This window comes from Nocardia miyunensis NBRC 108239, from assembly GCF_001613065.1.
In the GTDB taxonomy this organism is placed as follows: Bacteria; Actinomycetota; Actinomycetes; order Mycobacteriales; family Mycobacteriaceae; genus Nocardia; species Nocardia miyunensis.
The window spans coordinates 1-17,455 of record NZ_BDBQ01000147.1; the positions used below are offsets into that span (position 1 = coordinate 1).

Sequence of the window (17,455 nt, forward strand, 5' to 3'; positions counted from 1 at the left end):
GGCGGGCGTGGCGCCCGCGGCGCACGCCGCCCCGTCCCGATGTCCGCGCATGTACGTCGTGGCGATTCCCGGCACCTGGGAGACCTCCCGGGAGGATCCCCGCAAGGGCATGCTCGCGCGGGTCACCAACGGCCTGCCCAGCGGGGTGCGCACCGATTACGTCGACTACCCGGCGACCGCGCTGCCCTGGGAGGGCGAGGTGTATGGCCGGTCCAAACAGCAGGCCGTGGACACCGCCCGCGCCATGATCTCGACGATGGCACAGCGTTGCGTCGCAACGCGATTGGCACTTCTGGGCTACAGCCAGGGCGCGGACGCGGCGGGTGATCTGGCGGCCGAGATCGGCACCGGATTCGGTGCGGTCTCACCGGTCCGGGTGGACGCGGTGGGCCTGGTCGCCGATCCGCGGCGCTCGCCGACGGACATCCTGATCGGCCCGCCGGTCGCGGGTGCGGGCGCGGAGGGGCCGCGGATCGGCGGATTCGGCCTGCTCACGCCCAGGGTGCGCACGTTCTGCGCGGTGGGGGACCTGTACTGCTCCACGCCGACGGACGATTTCGCGACCCGCATCGCGGGCTTCTTCGCGCGCATCTCCGCACCCGATCCGGCGCGCGTGGGCAGTTATCAGCAGGATGCGCAGTCGATCCTCGGCGATGTGATGGCCGCGGGCGGCATCCCGAGGTTACAGAGCCAGTTCACCGCGGCCGCCAACGACGAGCGGGCGCGGGAGTTGCGGCGCTTCCTGAAATCCTCTGTGCACCAGCGTTATCCGTTCTACGTGGTGGACAACTCCGGTGCGACGGCGACCAGCTGGCTGCACGGCTGGCTGTCGGATGTGGCTCGGCGGTAGGGCCGGTCAGCTCCGGTCGGCGCGGGCGCGTGGCCGGACGTGTTCGAAGATCAGGATCGTCTCGGTGCTCGCCACCGCGGGGTGGGCGCTGAGATGTTCCAGCACGAACCGGCGCAACCCCTCGGTGTCGGCGGTGGCCACGTGCACGAGGTAGTCGTCGGCCCCGGCGATGAAGTACACGTCGATCACCTCCTCCAGCGCGGCGAGCTGCTCGCCGAATTCGGCCAGATGCGGTCGCGCCCCGGCCTGCACTCGCACCGCGATCATGGCCTGCAGGCTGCGGCCCAGAGCCACCGGATCGATATCGGCGTGGAAGCCGCGGATGACGCCGCGTTCGACCAGTGACCGGACGCGGCCCAGACAGGTCGAGGGGGCGATCCCCGCCGCTGCGGCGAGTGCGTGGTTGGTGATCCGGCCGTCGCGGGACAGTTCGTCGAGCAGGATGCGGTCGACGTCGTCGAGTACGGCGGGCGTGCGTGCCGGACGCGGAGCGGGTGCCTGATCGGTCTTGCGCATACCGACGACCTTATAGAAGATCATTCGGCAGATTCGGACATATCGGAAGATACTGCGGGGTTCCGGTTGTCGAGCGTGCTCGACAACCGCACAGGTGAAACTGGACAGTTGAAACTGATTAGTCTACCGTAGAAGTATGGACCAGATCCCTGGAGACGTCTCGGAATCCTCCGTGCGTGCCTCGCGCGAACTGCGGACCGTAGTCGGCCGTCTCCGTCGCCGTCTGCACGAGCTCGCGGACAATCGCGAGCTCACCCCGACGCAGACCGCGGTGCTGAGCCGGTTGGGCAAACAGGGGGACGCATCGGCCAGTGAACTGGCCGCGGCCGAGCGGGTGCGCCCGCAGTCGATGGCCGCCACCCTCGCCGTCCTCGACGAGCGGGGTCTGATCCGACGCCGCCCCGATCCGCAGGACGGCCGCAAACAGCTGGTGTCGCTGAGTCCCGCCGGCCGCGCAATCTTCGACGATCGATCCCGGAGCGGGCAGGAGTGGCTGGCCAGACAGCTGGAGGACAACTTCACCGAATCCGAGCGGATGACCGTCCTCGAGGCGATGGCCCTGCTGGAACGGCTGATCCAGCTCGATCCGTGACGAGGTGAGCCCTTGACCGCAGTATTGGAACGTGTGGCGGCGCCATTGCGCCGCATCCGCCGTGACGACGACGGGTTCGACCGCAAGCTGATCGCCCCGATGGTGCTGGGGTCGATCCTGAATCCGATCAACTCCTCGATCATCGCCGTATCGCTGGTGCCGATCGGGCGCGCCTTCGGTGCGGCCCCGTCGCAGACGGCCTGGCTGATCTCCGCGCTGTATCTGGCCACCGCCGTCGGACAACCGGTCGTGGGGCGTCTGGTCGACCTGTACGGTCCCCGGCGACTGTTCCTGACCGGTACCGCGTTGACCGGAATCGCCGGTCTGCTCGGCACATTCGCGCCGAATCTGGGTGTGCTCATCCTCGCGCGGGTGATCCTGGGCTTCGGTACCTGCGCGGGTTATCCATCGGCCATGTATCTGCTGCGCAGCGAATCCGAACGCAGCGGAAAGCACAGCCCCGGCGGCATACTGACCCTGCTGGCGGTGGCGAATCAGACGATCTCGGTGATCGGGCCGTCCCTGGGCGGGGTGCTGATCGGCGTGGGCGGCTGGCGCGCGACGTTCGCGGTGAACATTCCCCTGGCGGTCGCGGGGTTCGTGCTGGGCTGGCTGCGTTTTCCGAATGCGGCTGTGCGGCAGGGGGAATCGCGGTCGGTCTCCCGGATCGACTTCGCCGGGATCGCGGCCTTCGCCGGGATGCTGGTCTCGCTGCTGCTGTTCGTGATGACCCCGCGCGTGTCGAACCTCTATCTGCTCGCGATCAGCGCCGTATGCGCCGTCGCGCTGGTGGTGCGGGAATTGCGGACCGCCGAGCCGTTCATCGATCTGCGGGTGCTCGGCGGCAACATCCCGCTGGTCGCCACCTACGTGCGATCGGTTCTCGCGGCCACGGTCACCTACTGTTACCTCTACGGATTCACCCAGTGGCTGGAGGACGGCCGCGGCCTGAGCGCCTCGGTGGCGGGGCTGGTGCTGCTGCCCACGTTCGTGACCGCGATCCTGGTGTCCACCACCACCGGTCGCCGTCCGGGGGTTCGCGGCAAGCTCGTCGCCGGCGCGCTCGTGCAGTTGGTCAGCGGCGCGTTGTTGCTGATGGCGCACGGTTCGACGGCGATCTGGCTGCTGCTGGGCATCGCGCTGGTGGTCGGCGTGCCGCAGGGGCTGCTCAATCTGGCCAACCAGAACGCGGTGTACCACCAGGCCGACCCGACCCGGATGGGCTCCTCGGCCGGATTGCTACGGACGTTCATGTATCTCGGCGCGCTCATCGCCTCCAGTGCCAACGGCGCGTTCTTCCCCGCGACCGCGAATACCGCCGGACTGCACGAGCTGGCCCTGTTCGTCCTGGTCGTATCGGGTCTGCTGCTGGTGGTCACCGCGCTGGATCGGTCGCTCGTCCGAGTCGGCCGGATCGGAAGCGCTGAAACGCCACGAGATAGCTGAATGCTCGCTAAGCTCGCGGGTGTCTCGATGAACGAGACGGCTCGACAGAGCGGGCCGCGATTGCCCCCGCGGCCCGCTTCGCGCCGGTGACCGGCGTTGCGGGGATCCGGAACTCATTCCGGTGGATTCCAATGATGTTTTTGCCCAATGGCTTTCGGATATCTCCGAAATCGCCTGTGTCTGCGCGGGACTGCGTATCGTTTTTCCCTGCCGCCACCAAGCCGTGCGGCGCTGTTCGAATGACTTGACGGATGCCGCCGGTACATTGAGTGTGCTGATCGGTAGCCTGCGGATTCATCGCTACCGTGGGGCCGCTTCCGTGCCGTCCACGCCGATACGACAGGATCGGAGCATGATCGCCGCGCCGCCGATTCTCGCCGGAGTCCCGGGCACGTTCCCGCACAGCGTGTTCCACGACCGGCATCCTCTACTTATCGATCAGGTCATCGCCGGACATCCCTACGGTCCGGCCCAGCGTGCGGCTCTGCATCGCCTGCTGGACGAGAGTCGCGACGGGGTGATCGAACAGCTGAGCACCGCCGCGCCGGATCTGCCGCACTGGCTGGCCTGGGGCCGTGAGCTGTGGGGTCGGCCGTGGCGCGAGGCCTCGTTCCTGTGGGCCGAGAGCTATTTCTATCGCCGCCTGCTCGAGGCGGTGGGGTATTTCGGTCCCGGCGCATGGGTGGGAGTGGATCCGTTCGCGCCCAAGAAGTACGCCGAACTGGACACCCCGCAGGTCGCCGCCGAGCTCGCGGCCCTCGCGGACATCTCGGCCGCGTCCGATGACACCGCACGCGACGCGCTGCTCCGGTCGGCCCTATGGGGCAATCAGGCCGACCTCGGATTCCGGCTCACGGCCGGTCCCGGCGCCCGCACCGGACTGCTCGCGGACGACAGCGCACAGCTGTGGTCGGCGCTGGACGGCTCGAACGAGGCGACGGTCTGCCTGATCGCCGACAACGCCGGTCGCGAACTCCTGCCCGACCTGGTCCTGGCCGATCATCTGCTCAGCACGGGCCGGGCGGCGCGGATCGTGCTCTACCTCAAGCCACAGCCTTACTACGTCTCCGACGCCACGCCGCACGATCTGCTGGCCGTGCTGCGATTGCTGCGCACGACCGACGAACCGCAGGCGCAGCGCATCGGACAGCGGCTGTGGCAGGCGATTAGCGAGGATCGGCTCGTCCCGCGCACGCACGAATTCTTCTGCGCCCCACTGACATACCACGACCTGCCCGCTGATCTCGCGGCCGAGCTGGCCACCGCGACAATGACGATCCTCAAGGGCGATCTGAACTACCGCCGCCTGGTTGGCGACTGCTACTGGCCGCCGACCACCCCGTTCACCGACCTGGCAGGCTACTTCCCGTCCCCGGTGACCGCCCTGCGCACCCTCAAATGCGATGTCGCCACGGGCCTGCCCGACGGCCGGGCCGCCGAACTCGACGCCACGGATCCGGGCTGGCGGACGAGCGGCGACTACGCGGTCATCCAGTGCGCCTGGCCGCGTGCCGCCGATCACGAGTGACGTGGTGCGCTGCTGCTCCGCTCTCGCTGCTGCACTGCGCCGAGGACACACGAAGTTGCGGGTCTCTCTGTGTCCGGGCAGGGGTTGGCGGCCCGGGGTTCAGTGTGTGGCCCATCGGGCCGCCCTGTTGAATCGCGTCCGTGGTCCGGGCACGACTCGTTGTGGCCACCGAGCCGATCCGGGTGCGGTCCGTGCGGGAGTTGTTGTGGCTCAGCCGACCTGCGCGACCAGCTCGAGCGCGCGGCCGAGCGTGGTGAGCTTGTCCGACAGGGATTCCCCGGCGGGGTAGAGGCGGACCGTGTCCACGCCCGCCGCACGCCAGACGCGCAGCCGCTCGCGCACCATGTCCTCGGTGCCGATCAGCGTGGTGGCCAGGACCATCTCGTCGGTGACCAGCCCGGTCGCACCCTCGCGGTCCCCGGCCTGCCAGCGTTCCCGGATCTCGCCGGTGACCTGTGACCAGCCCTGGCGGCCGTAGGCGGCGTTGTAGAAGTTGGTGCCCGCGCTGCCCATACCACCGATGCTGAAGGCGAGTTCGAGCTTGCGGCTGCCGATATGCGAGTGCAGCCGATCGGCGTCGTCGAACAGCGCGACCTCGGCACCCTGACAAATATCGAGGTCGACTCGGGTGCGTCCGGCCGCGGCGAGTCCGGCGTCCAGGTGGTCGAAATAGGCGTGCGCACCCTCGGGGACGAAGCTTGTGCCGAGCCACCCGTCGGCGATCTCGCCGGTCAACTCGAGCATCCTGGGGGAGAGGGTGGCCAGGTAGATCGGGATGTCCGGATCGGCGGCCTTGGACAGTCGCATCGGGCGGGACTCGCCGGGCAGCGGAATCCGGAAGTGCTTGCCGGAGAAGGAGATCTTCTCACCCGCGAACACCTGCCGTACAATCTGCACGGTCTCGCGCATCCGGGTCAGCGGGTGGTCGAACCGCACCCCGTGCAGCCCCTCGATGACCTGTGGTCCGGACGCGCCCAGCCCGAGCAGGAATCGGCCCCCGGACAGATCGGCCAGCGTCAGCGCGGCCTGCCCGATGGCCACCGGAGTGCGGGTACCGAGCTGAATGATGCCCGAGCCCAACCGGATTCGATCGGTCCGGGCCGCCAGATAACCCAGCACGGACGGCGCGTCGGATCCCCACGCCTCGGCCACCCAGCACACGTCCAAGCCGAGCTTCTCCGCTTCGAGGACGAAATCCATTGTCTCGCGGGCATTGTCGGAGACCTCGACGGTCGTCGCGGTTCTCATCACGACGCTTCCGCGCGGGCCTTGATCGCCGCGACCGTGCCGGTCATCCCGGATTCGAATTCACGCATCCGGACGAAGACGATCTTCTCCTCCTTGTCCGGCATCCGATCGATGGCCAGCGACAAGCCCGAACGGGCCGGGCCCATCCGCATCCACTGCCGCAGCACGGTGCCGCCGTCGCGCGGTTCGAGGGTGAAACGCCAGGTGGCGGTGGGATTGTCCGGATCGCTCACCGCCCAGGCGAAGGTACGCGGCGCATCGCATTCCACGACGTGCGAGGTGGTCTGCCACTCGCCCAGCGCCGGATGGCTGTTGCTGCCGAGGAAGGTGTTGCCGACCGCGGGCCCGCTCGCCTCGCCCACCCAGTTCGCCTCCTTCAGCTCATCGCTGAACTGCGGCATGAGCGTGATGTCCGAGACGATCTCCCAGACCCGCCGCGGCGGCGCATCGATCCAGATCTCGACCTCGGCGGTCGGACCATCGGCGTACTTCGCGCCCGTCCACTCCATGCGAACACCTCCGTATCATCGGCTGATCTGGATAGTTGCGTAGATGGACTATGCATGTCAAGCGAGGGGAGCGCTGCCGTGCGCGGTCGCACGTGCATCGTCGCGAACCTGCCCGCCCAGCGCGCTCATCCGCCGTGCACCCGCCGCGGTCACGCCATGGACGCGGAGCTGCACCCGATGCAATGCCGCACTGCGAGAAAAGAATTCGGTGCGTGTCCGCCCGCCGGTCAGTGAGACGGGGTATCGAAGTGCAGGTCGAGATTCGGATCGCCCGCACCGTTGAGCGTGACGACCGCCGACACCGGCGGATGTCCGCTCGCGCACAGGGTGTAATCGCCGGGGATCAGGTCCGCGAACGTATAGGCGCCCGACTGGTCGGAGACGGCCGTGGCGACCACGGTGCCGTCGGCGGCCAGCAGTGTGATGCGGGCGTCCGGGATGGGCGAGTCGGTGCTGTCGTGCCGCACCGTCCCGGAGATCGCGGCCGCATACGCGAGCGCGAGGTCGCAGCGCACGGTGTCCTCGGCGCCCACCGCGACCGACGCGGCCGTGGGACGGTACCCGGGAGCGTGTGCGGTGAGGGTGAACGTCCCGGGAAACAGCCCGGCGACCATATAACCGCCGTCCACGTCGGAGGTCGCGGTCCCGACGACTTCGCCGTGGACGTCGATGACCACGATGGTGGCCCCCGGCACCGTGGTATCTCCCTGCGCCAGGACGCGGCCGAACAGACTCGTGCCACCCGACAGCACCACATCGTGAACGATCGGCCGCGCACCCACGGACAACGGCGTCGCATGCGGCCGGTGCGTATCCGCAGCGGTGATCAGCACGTACTGTCCCGGTGGCGGCAGCGGCAGCGCATATCCGCCGTCGTCGCGCGATCCGGTGCGGCCGTACTGATGGCCGTGATGATCGACCAGGGTGAGTGCCGCCGCGGACACCGCGCGCCCGCCCGCATCGGTGACCCGCCCGCCGATACCGGGTACGCCACCGTCGCCGGTCGCGGAGTATTCGGCGGCTGCGATCGACGCGGCCACTGCGGCCTCGTCATCCGTTGCGCCCGTGACGATTCCGCGAGATCCGGTGCACTCCTCGACCTCCACGGCCGTAACCGGCGTGCGGCTGCGCACGAGCGAGGCGATCGCCGCCACCACCGACATCGCGATCGCCATGGAGAACACCACGACCAGCCCGTCGTGGAAGGGCTGTGAGACCAGATGCGGGAAGAACTGACGTCCGGTCAACGTTTCGGCGTTCGCCGCGGGCAGGTGGCTCAGAATGTCCGGACCCAGCAGATGCTCGATCGGGTTGTAGCCCAGGAAGGCCGCGAACAGCACCCCCACCGGCGGAAGTGCGGAGATCGACCGGGCTGCCGCGGCGGGTACGCCCTGATCGGTGAGTCCGGTGAACAGCGTGTGCGGCATGGATCCGGCGAGTCCGGCGATCATCAGCGAGAAGAACACGCCCATCGACAGCACCATGCCGGCGTTCTGGAACGTCGCACGCATACCCGATGCCGCGCCCCGGGCCGCGGCCGGAACGCTGGACATGATGAGCGCGGTGTTCGGCGCGGCGAACAGTCCGCTGCCCAGACCGTTGACGAAGACCAGCAGCGCGAACACCCAGTAGGCGAAATCGGTTGGCAGCGCGAGCATTCCGCCGAAGGACAAGGCCATCACCACGAATCCCGCGGCCGCGAACTGCCGCGCCCCGAATCGGTCCGACAGGTGTCCGGCGATCGGTCCCGCGACGAGGAATCCGCACGTCAGCGGCAGCAGATAGATTCCGGCCCACAGCGGTGTGTCCGCATAGTCGTACCCGTGCAGCGGCAACCAGATGCCCTGCAGCCAGATGATCAGCATGAACTGCAACCCGCCGCGCGCGATCGCGCCCAGCAGCGTGGCCGCGTTGCCGCCGGCGAATTCGGCGTTGCGGAACAGACGCAGCGGGAACATCGGCTCGGCGACCTTGATCTCCACGACGCAGAACACCACCAGCATCACCGCGCCGCCGATCAGTCCGGCCAGCACCCATGGATTCGTCCAGCCCATGGTGTGCCCGCCGTAGGGCTGGATGCCGTAGGTGATTCCGGCGAGCAGGGCGGTGAGCCCGATGGCGAAGGTCAGATTGCCCCACCAGTCCATCCGCCCCGGCGTGCGCACACCGGTCTCGTGCAGCGAGCGATACGCCCACACCGTGCCGATGAGTCCGATCGGCACGTTGACCCAGAACACCGACCGCCAGTCCCACGCCACCAGCGCACCGCCCAGGATCAGCCCGACGAACGATCCGGCGATACCGGCGACCATGTTCACGCCCAACGCCATTCCGCGCTGACGGGCCGGAAACGCGTCGGTGAGGATGGCCGCGGAGTTGGCCATCAGCATCGCGCCGCCGACGGCCTGCACCAGACGCCAGCCGATCAGCCACAGCGCCCCGCCTCCGCCGTGCAGCGGATCCAGCGACAACGCCACCGAGGTGACGGTGAAGATGCCGAATCCGGCGTTGTAGATGCGCACCCGCCCCCACATGTCGCCCAGGCGCCCCAGCGCGACGACCAGTACGGCGGTGACGAGCATGTAGCCCATCAGCACCCACAGCAGATAGCTGACGTTGCCGGGTTGCAGTGGATCGAGGCGGATGCCGTTGAAGATGCCCGGCAGCGAGATCAGCACGATCGAGGCGTTGACGGTCGCGATCAGCATGCCGAGCGTGGTATTGGTCAGGGCCACCCACTTGTAGCGGGGATGGTCGACACCGATCCAGGTGCTGCGGCCCCCGGGCCCCTCGCCCGCGGCTCGGGTCAGTTCTTCGATAGTCATCGATCTGTTCCGTCCGTCGAACTCCGGCAGGGGTTTCGGGAAAACCCCTGCCGCACTTACTTATCGAGCATGTCGCCGGGCCACACGGCCCGGCGCACGATGGGTAATGCGGTCCGCATCGCCGCGTCCAGTTCGCCGCGCTCCCGGTCGGAGAGCGCGGCCAGACGTTCGGCGAGCCAGTCCCGGCGTTCGCGGCGACGCTCGGTGAGTATCCGGCGTCCGGCCGCGGTGACCTCGACGAGGCATCCGCGCCCGTCCTGCGGATCGGGTCGGCGCGCGACGAGCCCGCCCGCCTCGAGCTTGTGCACCAACTGGGTCATCGATGGCTGGGCGACGCCCTCCGCGGCGGCCAGGGCGGTGAGGCGCTGCGGGCCCTCTCGATCCAACCGGCCCAGGGTGGAGATCGTCGTCAGGCTCATCTGCTGCCGGCTCGGCAATTGCCGCACCAACATCGCGGACACCTCGATCAGGGTCGAGGCCATCTCGCCCAGGTCCTCATCGGGGTGCGGTGTGCCCATATGTCGTGTGTATCACATACCTATATAGGCTACCTATGTTTATTTCGGACGAAGATTCCGTCCGAAACGATCGACGCCGTCGGTCAGTGCAGGGGAGCGGACCAGAACAGGCGGGTTCCGGTTGTCGTCGGCGCGGCCGGGCCCACGGAGAATCGGCCGCCGGACCGCTCGGCGCGGCGGCGCAGTTCCGCCAGTGCCGCGGACGGCACATCACCCAGATCGGGTGTGCCGTCGTCGGTCACCAGAACCGTGAGATCGTCCCCGACGCCGATCGAGATCTCCACGTTCGTGGCGCCCGAACGCCGCATGGCCTCGGCGACCGCCTCGCGCACAACGGTTTCCGCGTGCTCGGCGAGTTCTGGTTCGATCACCGAGAGCGGCCCGTCGACCCGCAGCGCGGACCGCACCTCGCCGCGGTGCGCGCACTGCTGCCGGATCGCCCACTCGATGCGCTCGCGCAGCTGCGCGCCGCGCCGGTCACCGCCGTGCAGTTCGAAGATGGAGGTCCGGATCTCCTGCACCACGTCCTGCAGGTCGTTGACCACGCCGGTCAGCCGCTCGCGCACCATCGTCGACTGCGTCCGCGGGATGGTTCCCTGCAGGGTCAGGCCGATGGCGAACAGCTGCTGGATGACGTGATCGTGCAGATCCTGTGCGATCCGGTCGCGGTCGGTGAGGATATCGATCACCTGCATCCGGCGCTGCGCCCTCGCCAGCCGCATCGCCATCGCCGCTTGATCGGTGCATCCGGTGACCAGATCGGCGAGTTCGGCGGAATACGGCCCGGATCCGGCGGCACGCGCGAACATCAGTACCCCGATCCGGGCATCGGGTGTGTGCAGCGGTGCGATGAGGACCGGACCGTGGTCCGGGACGAGATCGGACAGGTCGCAGGATCCGGCGTCGTCGAACCGCCTGGTCACGCGCTCGCACAGCACCGCCCCGAGCGCGGTGCCGTCGGTGCGGAGTACGTGTCCGGGGCCGAATCGTCCTGCGGGACCGGACCATTCGGTGATCTCGAGCTCGCCGGACGTGGCCTCCGGGTCGTCCGGGTCCGGGACCAGCGCCAGGCACGCCCACTCCGAGCGGGTGAGGATGCGAGCCCGGTCGGTGAGATGCGCCAGAACCTCCGTCGTGGGCGCACCCGCCAGGAATTCGGTGGTGATGTCGCGGGTGGCCGCGGTCCAGTCCTCGCGGTCCCGGACCGATTCGTACAGGCGGGCGTTGTCGATCGCGATACCGGCCGCGGCGGCCAGTGCCCCGACGATCACCTCGTCGTCCTCGGTGAACGCCTGCCCGCCGGACTTGTCGGTCAGGTACAGACCACCCAGGACATCGGCCCGAATGCGAACGGGCACACCGAGAAACGATGTCATGTGTGGATGATTCGGTGGAAATCCGACCGCGGCGGGATGCGCGGTGACATCGGTCAGCCGCACCGTGCGCGGAGGGTCGTACATCAGGCCCAGCACGCCGCAACCTCGCGGCAGATCGCCGATCAGATCGCGGGTGGCGGCGTCGACCCCCTGATACACGAAATTGTCCAGACGCCGATCCGGCCCGTATACGCCGAGTGCACCGTAACCGGCGTCCACCAGGCTGATCGCGGTGCGGACGATGGTGTGCAGGGTGTCGTCCAGGTCGAGCCCGGAGGTGATCGCCAGAATCGCCTCGACCAGTTCGTCCATCCGGTCGCGGACATCGATGACCTCGTCCACGCGATCTCTGACCTCAGCGAGCAGTTCCCGTAATCGTAACTGCGACAAGGTATCACGCACAGAGTACGGTTCGGCCTCGGACAACTGCCCGGACCGTACCGGTGCGTGGGTACCGGGCGGCGTCGAGTGTTGCGCCGCCCTGTCCGGCAGATCGGCCATGTCGGCAATCCTGGTGGTCAGCGGGGTCACGCTCGGGCCCGCAAATCATACGCTCGGCTCGGGCTGTGCGGCTCATCAGGTGCGGGTCCGTCCCGGCTGGGGACCTTGTTCTCTGTCGGAGGGCCCGCCTGTGGTGGTCGGATGGACGACGACAGGAAAAGGGGGCGACCAGTGGTGCGGAAGGAGACGATCGCGACGTGTGGATCGATCCGAGCCCGTCCGGCGCCGATCCGAGCCCGACCGACGTAGAGCCGGAGCCCACGCGCGGCGGCCTGTCGAGTCTCGGCGCGGCGGTCGATCTCGATCGTGTCGAGGCGATGCAGCTGCTGGCGCACGCGCCGTGCGGGCGCGTGGTCTTCACCCGCGACGCGCTTCCCGCGATCCGGCCGGTGCGGCACATCGTGCGGGATGATCGGATCTTCGTGCTGGTCCGGCTGCACTCCCGCCCCAGCGAGGCGATCGGCGAGCGGGACCGGGTCGTGGTCGCCTACGAGGTCGACAACCTCGACCCGGGCGGACAGACCGGGTGGGCGGTGGTGGTGACCGGGCCGGCGTATCCGATCACCGATCCGGACCTGATCGCGCGGTACGACCCGATATTGCGAACGTGGCTGGACGGCACCGACGACGTCGTGGTCGCCATCGAACCGACGATCGTCACCGGTTTCGCGCGAGCGGGCCCACACTGAGCGGACCTGCCTCGATCAGAACGAATTGTGTTGTTCGGTACGGAGTTTGGACGCGTATACCGCGGCCTGCGTGCGCCGTTCGAACCCCAGCTTGGCCAGCAGCCGCGAGACGTAGTTCTTGATGGTCTTCTCCGCGAGGAACATGCGCTCGGCGATCTGCCGGTTGGTCAGACCCTCGCCGAGCAGTTCCAGAAGTTTGCGTTCCTGGTCGGTCAGCGCGGCGAGGGGACCGTCGGTGCCCTCGCGCAGGCGCGTCATCAGGGCCGCGGCGGCGCGATTGTCCAGCAGGGACCTGCCCGAACCGACCTCCTTGATCGCGCGGGCCAATTCCATACCCTTGATGTCCTTGACCACGTAGCCGCTGGCGCCGGCCAGGATGGCGTCCATCATGGCCTGCTCATCGGTGTAGGAGGTGAGGATCAGGCAGCGCAGGGCGTCGAGGCGGGAGAGTAGCTCGCGGCACAGTTCGATGCCGTTTCCGTCGGGCAGGCGCACATCCAGCACGGCCACGTCGGGCCGTAGCGAGGGTATGCGCGCCATCGCCTGCGCCACGTCGCCGGCCTCACCGACAACGGTCAGTTCTGGGTCCTCTCCGAGCAGGTCGACCAAGCCGCGACGCACGATCTCGTGGTCGTCGACGAGGAACACCTTGATCATCGGCGATATCCGTTCTCGGTGCTGTGCCTGTGGCTAATACCTCTGGCTACGATAATCCGTTCGTCGGGTCCGCACAGCCCATCGCACCAAGCCGATCGCGATGGCCAGGTGCAAGGCCAACGCCCAGTAAACCAGGATGGCGCCGTAGTCGGTTGCCCAGCCCTGCAACCACGGCACGCAGGCGGCCGCCGCGGCGAACATCAGGGCTGCGAGGGTGAGCGCGGGCCAGACCGGCGCGCGTCCCTCGTGGAGGGGAGATGCGGTATGCGTATGGGCGAGGGGGATGCTGTTCAACTCGGTCCTGAACGTCGTCGATGGAGGGGGGAGGCAACTCGCTGGGACCAGACTTGTCCGTTTCGCGGAGTCTTGGCAGGGCCGGGCGGCTCCCGCCCAGGGGCCGAAAGTCCCTGGTCCGAGGCCTGGCGACCGCCTCATTCGCTCCCGGCGGTCGGTCGCGGCTCGCAGCGGCGGGCGAGCTCCAGCATGCGAGCGCGATATTCCCCCGGCGTCATCCGCCCGGCAAGACGGGCCGCCAGCAGCATGTTCTCCGCCGTAAGCGCGGGCCACACCTGTCTCGGCGACGCCCATTCGACGCTCAGTCGCATATCGATCACCGGGGCGGGCTGATCCTGCGGCACGGCCGGGGGAGTGGGCCGGGTTGATCGTCGGTGCAGCCGCACGCCACGTATTCGCCCGGTGATCCGCAACGCGACGACACACCAGGCGACCAGCACGGCCATCGCACACGCGGCGAAGATAACGATGTCCACCCTCATCACCTCGTCCCTCAAGGTTACTGCGAAAAGACGTGCCCGCGAACGGTTTCCGACGGCCGATCGGAATCGGATCGAAACCGGTACGCAGCGGTTACCGCGGGGTGTGGCCGCCGTGCGGGAGGTGTCCACTCGCTCGCCGGGCGGACATCTGCCGCTTGTCTCGATGCTATCGCCAGAAAACATTCCTACGCAGATATTCGCATTGAAATATGTAACTTCATCCGAGTGTGGCGCAGATGTAAGGGGAGGGGGCGTGCTCACCCGAAACGCTTGGACGGCAGACGATTTCGGTCTCGGCGGGAGACGGGGTAGGAGTGCGCCGAGTGTAGTTGGGACAGTGGGGATCGTCTCGGTCGATCCGTGCGAAGGGCGGGGTTCGATCCATGACCTGGAACAGAGTCGTTGATGGCTTATCAATTGGAGTATCGGCATATGCGAATCTATACATGCAAAATACCTCAACTGGCATCACCAAAGATGGAACACTCCAGTTCAAACAACCGCACAGAGCAGAGGGGTAGTGGTTCTCGTGTCGCACGAAGCGATGAGACTTGGCCGAGGCGGCCGTTTCCGGGGGCTGATGGCCGGTGGCTCCGGAATGCGGCGACGCGAGTGGCGATCATCTAGACGTAACCGTCGATAACAGGTACCCTTCGGGTGTGCCCGGTCACGGTCGTCCGGGTGGTATCGCACGGAACGGAAACCTCAATGGCGCGGCATGTCGACGTACTGATCATCGGCGCGGGTCTTTCGGGAATCGGGATGGCCTGCCATCTGACCCGGGAGGGGACGGGGCGCAGTTACGCCGTTCTGGAGCGGCGGACGGCCATCGGCGGGACGTGGGATCTGTTCCGGTACCCGGGAATTCGGTCCGATTCGGACATGTACACCTTCGGCTACGGGTTCCGGCCGTGGAACGGGACGAAGGTGCTGGCCGACGGGCCGCACATCCAGCAGTACGTGGCCGATACCGCCGCGGAGTACGGGGTGACCGAACACATTCGGTTCGGGCGGCGGATGACCGAGGCGAGCTGGTCGAGCGAGGCGGGGATCTGGACGGTCACGGCGGTGGACGAGCAGACCGGTGAGACCGAGACGTACACGAGCGATTTCCTGATCGGCTGCACCGGCTACTACGACTACGACAACGGCTACCGGCCGGATTACCCGGGGGAGGAGACGTTCCGCGGGCCGATCGTGCATCCGCAGCACTGGCCGCAGGACCTGGACTATCGCGGCAAGCGGGTGGTGGTGATCGGCAGCGGCGCGACCGCGATCACCCTGATTCCCGCGATGAGCGACGACGCGGCGCACGTGACGATGCTGCAGCGCTCGCCCACGTACATCACCGCGCTTCCGGCGGAGGATCCGGTGGCGGCCGGATTCAAGGCGGCGAAGGTGCCCGAGGCGATCGCCTATCGGATCGGCCGGGCACGCAATATCGCATTGCAGCGGGCGAGCTTCCAGCTCTCGCGCACCAATCCGAGGCTGTCGCGCAAACTGCTGTTGAGCGCGGTGCGGTTGCAGGTCGGTTCCGGGATCGATATGCGGCACTTCAGCCCGAAGTACGACCCGTGGGATCAGCGGCTGTGCGTGGTGCCGAACGGGGATCTGTTCAAGGTGCTGCGCGAAGGCCGTGCCTCGATCGTCACCGATCGGATCGAGACCTTCACCGAAACCGGGATCCGGCTCGAGTCGGGTGAGGAACTCGCGGCGGATATCGTCATCAGCGCGACGGGGCTGACGGTGCAGATGCTGGGCGGGGCCCAGCTCAGGATCGACGGCGAGCCGGTGCGGACGCGGGACCTGGTGGCGTACAAGGGCGCACTGCTGGGCGGTGTGCCGAACGCGATGATCGTGCTGGGCTATACGAATGCGTCGTGGACGCTGAAGGCCGATCTGGCCGCCGAATACTTCTGCCGCCTGCTGAATCATATGCGGTCCCAGGGGTATTCGACGGTGGTGGCGGTGCCGCGTGAGGGCGACCGGTCGGAGCATTCGGTGATGGGCGGTGCGCTGACGTCCGGATATATCCAGCGCGGCGACGCGGTGATGCCCCGGCAGGGCACGCACGGCCCGTGGCAGGTGATCAACAACTATTTCCGGGATCGCAAGCTGCTGCGCAAGGGCGCCATCGAGGACGGTGTGCTCGAGTTCGGCCGCCGTCCGGCCGCGACACGGGCGACCGTGGAGTCGCGCACGGCCTGAACGGCGCCGGGTGCGAGGATCGGACCGGGCTCCGACCGGCCGGGTGGAGCCCGGTGAATTCCTCAGTGCGGCACGGTGACCGGGTCGAGGCAGCTGGTGGGTGCGTCGCCCAGGGCGCAGGCGGCCGGGGCGCGGGTGGGCCGGTACCCGGCCGGGACGCCACCGGCGCGGGTGATCGCCGAATAGGCGGGCACGGCGTCGGTGGGGCGGCGGGTCAGTGTCGGGTCGGTGAGTACGTCGACGGTGTAGAGGCCGAAACGCGGTGTGTAGCTGCCCCATTCGTAGTTGTCGGTGATGCTCCAGTAGTTGTAGCCGATCAGTGGCATGCCGTCGGCCTTGGCGCGCTGGAGCCAGTAGACGGTGTCGCGCAGGTCGTCGGCGCGGGAGTAACCGTCTGCGCGGGGTTTGCCGTTTTCCGTCGGCATGCCGTTCTCGACGATGTAGAGGGGTTTGCCGGGGAATCGGCGCGCATAGTATTCCAGCGCGTAGTAGATGCCTTCGGGTTGTAGCGGCTGATTCCAGAGCTTCTTGAAGTCGGCGGGGGATGCGGTGAGGGCCGATTGCGGGCTGTAGCCGTAGTAGTAGTCGATGCCGATGTAGTCCAGTTTGGCGGCGATGGCGTCGAGCATGGGCCCGTTGAGGGCGGGTTCGGCGGTGCCCAGGGTGTAGGCGATGTTGCTGGTGACCCGTGCGCCGGGCTGACGGCGGTGGATGTGGTCGTAGATGCTGTTGTGCGCCTGGGCTAGTCGCTGTTGCATCGTGGGCACGCGATCCGCGGACAGGCCGCCGTTGGTGAGCTCGTTGACTATGTAGAAGGCGGGTTCGTTGAAGGTGACCCAGAGCGGATTGCGGGATGCGTAGCGGTCCACCACTTTTCGGGCATTGGTGAGCCAGAGTTCGGCCATCCGGGTATCGGCCCAGCCGCCGCGATCTGCGACCCAGCCGGGGTACACCCAGTGGTCCAGGGTGATCATGGGGCGCATGCCGTGCGCGGCGATGGCGTCCAGTACGTGGTCGTAGAAGGCGAAGCCGTTTCCGTCCCAACCCCCGGGGTGGGGCTGGATGCGGGACCATTCGATGCTGACGCGGTAGACGTTCACGCCGAGTTGCGCGGCCAGGGCGATGTCGGCGGGGTAGCGGGTGTAGAAGTCGACGGCGTTGCGGTAGGGGTCGTAGCTGGAGTTCTTCGCGACGTAGCGGGTCCAGTTGCTGTCCA

Annotated in this window: 16 protein-coding genes and 1 pseudogene; 6 read left to right on the forward strand and 11 right to left on the reverse strand. The window is 67.7% G+C overall.

The features are described 5' to 3' along the window. Positions 1–7 precede the first annotated feature (7 nt). A complete protein-coding gene (locus NM2_RS45405; protein ID WP_157121973.1) occupies positions 8–850 on the forward strand; it encodes a cutinase family protein in 843 nt (280 codons plus the stop codon). 6 nt (positions 851–856) lie between these two features. On the opposite strand, the gene NM2_RS45410 is transcribed toward NM2_RS45405, so the two are convergent. Beyond that, on the reverse strand, positions 857–1,366 hold the full coding sequence (locus NM2_RS45410) for an Lrp/AsnC family transcriptional regulator (RefSeq protein ID WP_067683536.1): 510 nt from the start codon (positions 1,364–1,366) through the stop codon (positions 857–859). Positions 1,367–1,502: 136 nt separating this feature from the next. Between NM2_RS45410 and NM2_RS45415 the strand changes: the two genes are divergently transcribed. From NM2_RS45415 to NM2_RS45425, 3 genes are all read left to right on the forward strand, one after another. Further along, positions 1,503–1,958 carry a MarR family winged helix-turn-helix transcriptional regulator gene (locus NM2_RS45415; RefSeq protein WP_067683515.1) on the forward strand — a complete coding sequence of 152 codons (456 nt, stop codon included), beginning with the start codon at positions 1,503–1,505 and terminating at the stop codon, positions 1,956–1,958. A gap of 12 nt (positions 1,959–1,970) precedes the next feature. Continuing rightward, on the forward strand, positions 1,971–3,404 hold the full coding sequence (locus tag NM2_RS45420) for an MFS transporter (RefSeq protein WP_245718562.1): 1,434 nt from the start codon (positions 1,971–1,973) through the stop codon (positions 3,402–3,404). 352 nt (positions 3,405–3,756) lie between these two features. Further along, positions 3,757–4,932, forward strand: coding sequence for a damage-control phosphatase ARMT1 family protein (locus tag NM2_RS45425; protein ID WP_067683541.1), 1,176 nt, complete (start codon positions 3,757–3,759; stop codon positions 4,930–4,932). 210 nt (positions 4,933–5,142) lie between these two features. On the opposite strand, the gene NM2_RS45430 is transcribed toward NM2_RS45425, so the two are convergent. From NM2_RS45430 to NM2_RS45450, 6 genes and pseudogenes are all read right to left on the reverse strand, one after another. Further along, entirely contained in the window at positions 5,143–6,180 is a 1,038-nt protein-coding gene (locus NM2_RS45430) for an LLM class flavin-dependent oxidoreductase (RefSeq protein WP_067683517.1), read from the reverse strand. Continuing rightward, positions 6,180–6,689 carry an SRPBCC family protein gene (locus NM2_RS45435; RefSeq protein ID WP_067683519.1) on the reverse strand — a complete coding sequence of 170 codons (510 nt, stop codon included), beginning with the start codon at positions 6,687–6,689 and terminating at the stop codon, positions 6,180–6,182. Before NM2_RS45435 ends, NM2_RS45430 begins: the two co-directional genes overlap by 1 nt. Positions 6,690–6,916: 227 nt before the next feature. Continuing rightward, positions 6,917–7,846 (reverse strand): MSCRAMM family protein, encoded by a 930-nt coding sequence (locus tag NM2_RS52380; protein WP_245718564.1) that lies wholly within the window; start codon positions 7,844–7,846, stop codon positions 6,917–6,919. Continuing rightward, a pseudogene (locus NM2_RS52385) lies at positions 7,823–9,514 on the reverse strand (MFS transporter); the annotation flags it as partial. The gene NM2_RS52380 and the pseudogene NM2_RS52385, both read right to left, overlap by 24 nt. Before the next feature lie 56 nt (positions 9,515–9,570). Beyond that, positions 9,571–10,032, reverse strand: a complete 462-nt coding sequence (locus tag NM2_RS45445) for a MarR family winged helix-turn-helix transcriptional regulator (protein ID WP_067683521.1) — start codon at positions 10,030–10,032, stop codon at positions 9,571–9,573. A gap of 83 nt (positions 10,033–10,115) precedes the next feature. Beyond that, entirely contained in the window at positions 10,116–11,909 is a 1,794-nt protein-coding gene (locus NM2_RS45450) for a GAF domain-containing sensor histidine kinase (protein ID WP_084532337.1), read from the reverse strand. Positions 11,910–12,106: 197 nt separating this feature from the next. On the opposite strand from NM2_RS45450, the gene NM2_RS45455 reads away from it, so the two are divergent. Continuing rightward, positions 12,107–12,598, forward strand: a complete 492-nt coding sequence (locus NM2_RS45455) for a pyridoxamine 5'-phosphate oxidase family protein (protein ID WP_245718563.1) — start codon at positions 12,107–12,109, stop codon at positions 12,596–12,598. Between the two features lie 15 nt (positions 12,599–12,613). On the opposite strand, the gene NM2_RS45460 is transcribed toward NM2_RS45455, so the two are convergent. The 3 genes from NM2_RS45460 to NM2_RS45470 all read right to left on the reverse strand — a co-directional run bounded on the left by NM2_RS45460 (position 12,614) and on the right by NM2_RS45470 (position 14,025). Further along, the gene (locus NM2_RS45460) at positions 12,614–13,255 is read right to left on the reverse strand and encodes a response regulator transcription factor (protein ID WP_067683523.1); all 642 of its coding nucleotides are present in this window, start codon (positions 13,253–13,255) and stop codon (positions 12,614–12,616) included. A 33-nt stretch (positions 13,256–13,288) separates the two neighbouring features. After that, entirely contained in the window at positions 13,289–13,549 is a 261-nt protein-coding gene (locus NM2_RS45465; protein ID WP_067683525.1) for a hypothetical protein, read from the reverse strand. Between the two features lie 137 nt (positions 13,550–13,686). Beyond that, on the reverse strand, positions 13,687–14,025 hold the full coding sequence (locus tag NM2_RS45470; protein ID WP_067683528.1) for a hypothetical protein: 339 nt from the start codon (positions 14,023–14,025) through the stop codon (positions 13,687–13,689). A gap of 714 nt (positions 14,026–14,739) precedes the next feature. Between NM2_RS45470 and NM2_RS45475 the strand changes: the two genes are divergently transcribed. Continuing rightward, on the forward strand, positions 14,740–16,239 hold the full coding sequence (locus NM2_RS45475) for a flavin-containing monooxygenase (protein ID WP_067683530.1): 1,500 nt from the start codon (positions 14,740–14,742) through the stop codon (positions 16,237–16,239). Positions 16,240–16,301: 62 nt separating this feature from the next. Here the strand turns inward: NM2_RS45475 and NM2_RS45480 are convergent. Next, positions 16,302–17,455 (reverse strand): family 1 glycosylhydrolase (locus NM2_RS45480; RefSeq protein WP_067683532.1); only part of this gene is annotated, 1,154 nt, incomplete at its 5' end.

What these genes read in the sequence shown, in the direction of transcription:
- NM2_RS45410 (WP_067683536.1), bottom strand. Translation starts at nt 1,366, where the DNA reads ATGCGCAAGACCGATCAGGCACCCGCTCCGCGTCCGGCACGCACGCCC.
- NM2_RS45415 (WP_067683515.1), top strand. Translation starts at nt 1,503, where the DNA reads ATGGACCAGATCCCTGGAGACGTCTCGGAATCCTCCGTGCGTGCCTCG.
- NM2_RS45425 (WP_067683541.1), top strand. Translation starts at nt 3,757, where the DNA reads ATGATCGCCGCGCCGCCGATTCTCGCCGGAGTCCCGGGCACGTTCCCG.
- NM2_RS45430 (WP_067683517.1), bottom strand. Translation starts at nt 6,180, where the DNA reads ATGAGAACCGCGACGACCGTCGAGGTCTCCGACAATGCCCGCGAGACA.
- NM2_RS45435 (WP_067683519.1), bottom strand. Translation starts at nt 6,689, where the DNA reads ATGGAGTGGACGGGCGCGAAGTACGCCGATGGTCCGACCGCCGAGGTC.
- NM2_RS45445 (WP_067683521.1), bottom strand. Translation starts at nt 10,032, where the DNA reads ATGGGCACACCGCACCCCGATGAGGACCTGGGCGAGATGGCCTCGACC.
- NM2_RS45450 (WP_084532337.1), bottom strand. Translation starts at nt 11,909, where the DNA reads ATGGCCGATCTGCCGGACAGGGCGGCGCAACACTCGACGCCGCCCGGT.
- NM2_RS45460 (WP_067683523.1), bottom strand. Translation starts at nt 13,255, where the DNA reads ATGATCAAGGTGTTCCTCGTCGACGACCACGAGATCGTGCGTCGCGGC.
- NM2_RS45475 (WP_067683530.1), top strand. Translation starts at nt 14,740, where the DNA reads ATGGCGCGGCATGTCGACGTACTGATCATCGGCGCGGGTCTTTCGGGA.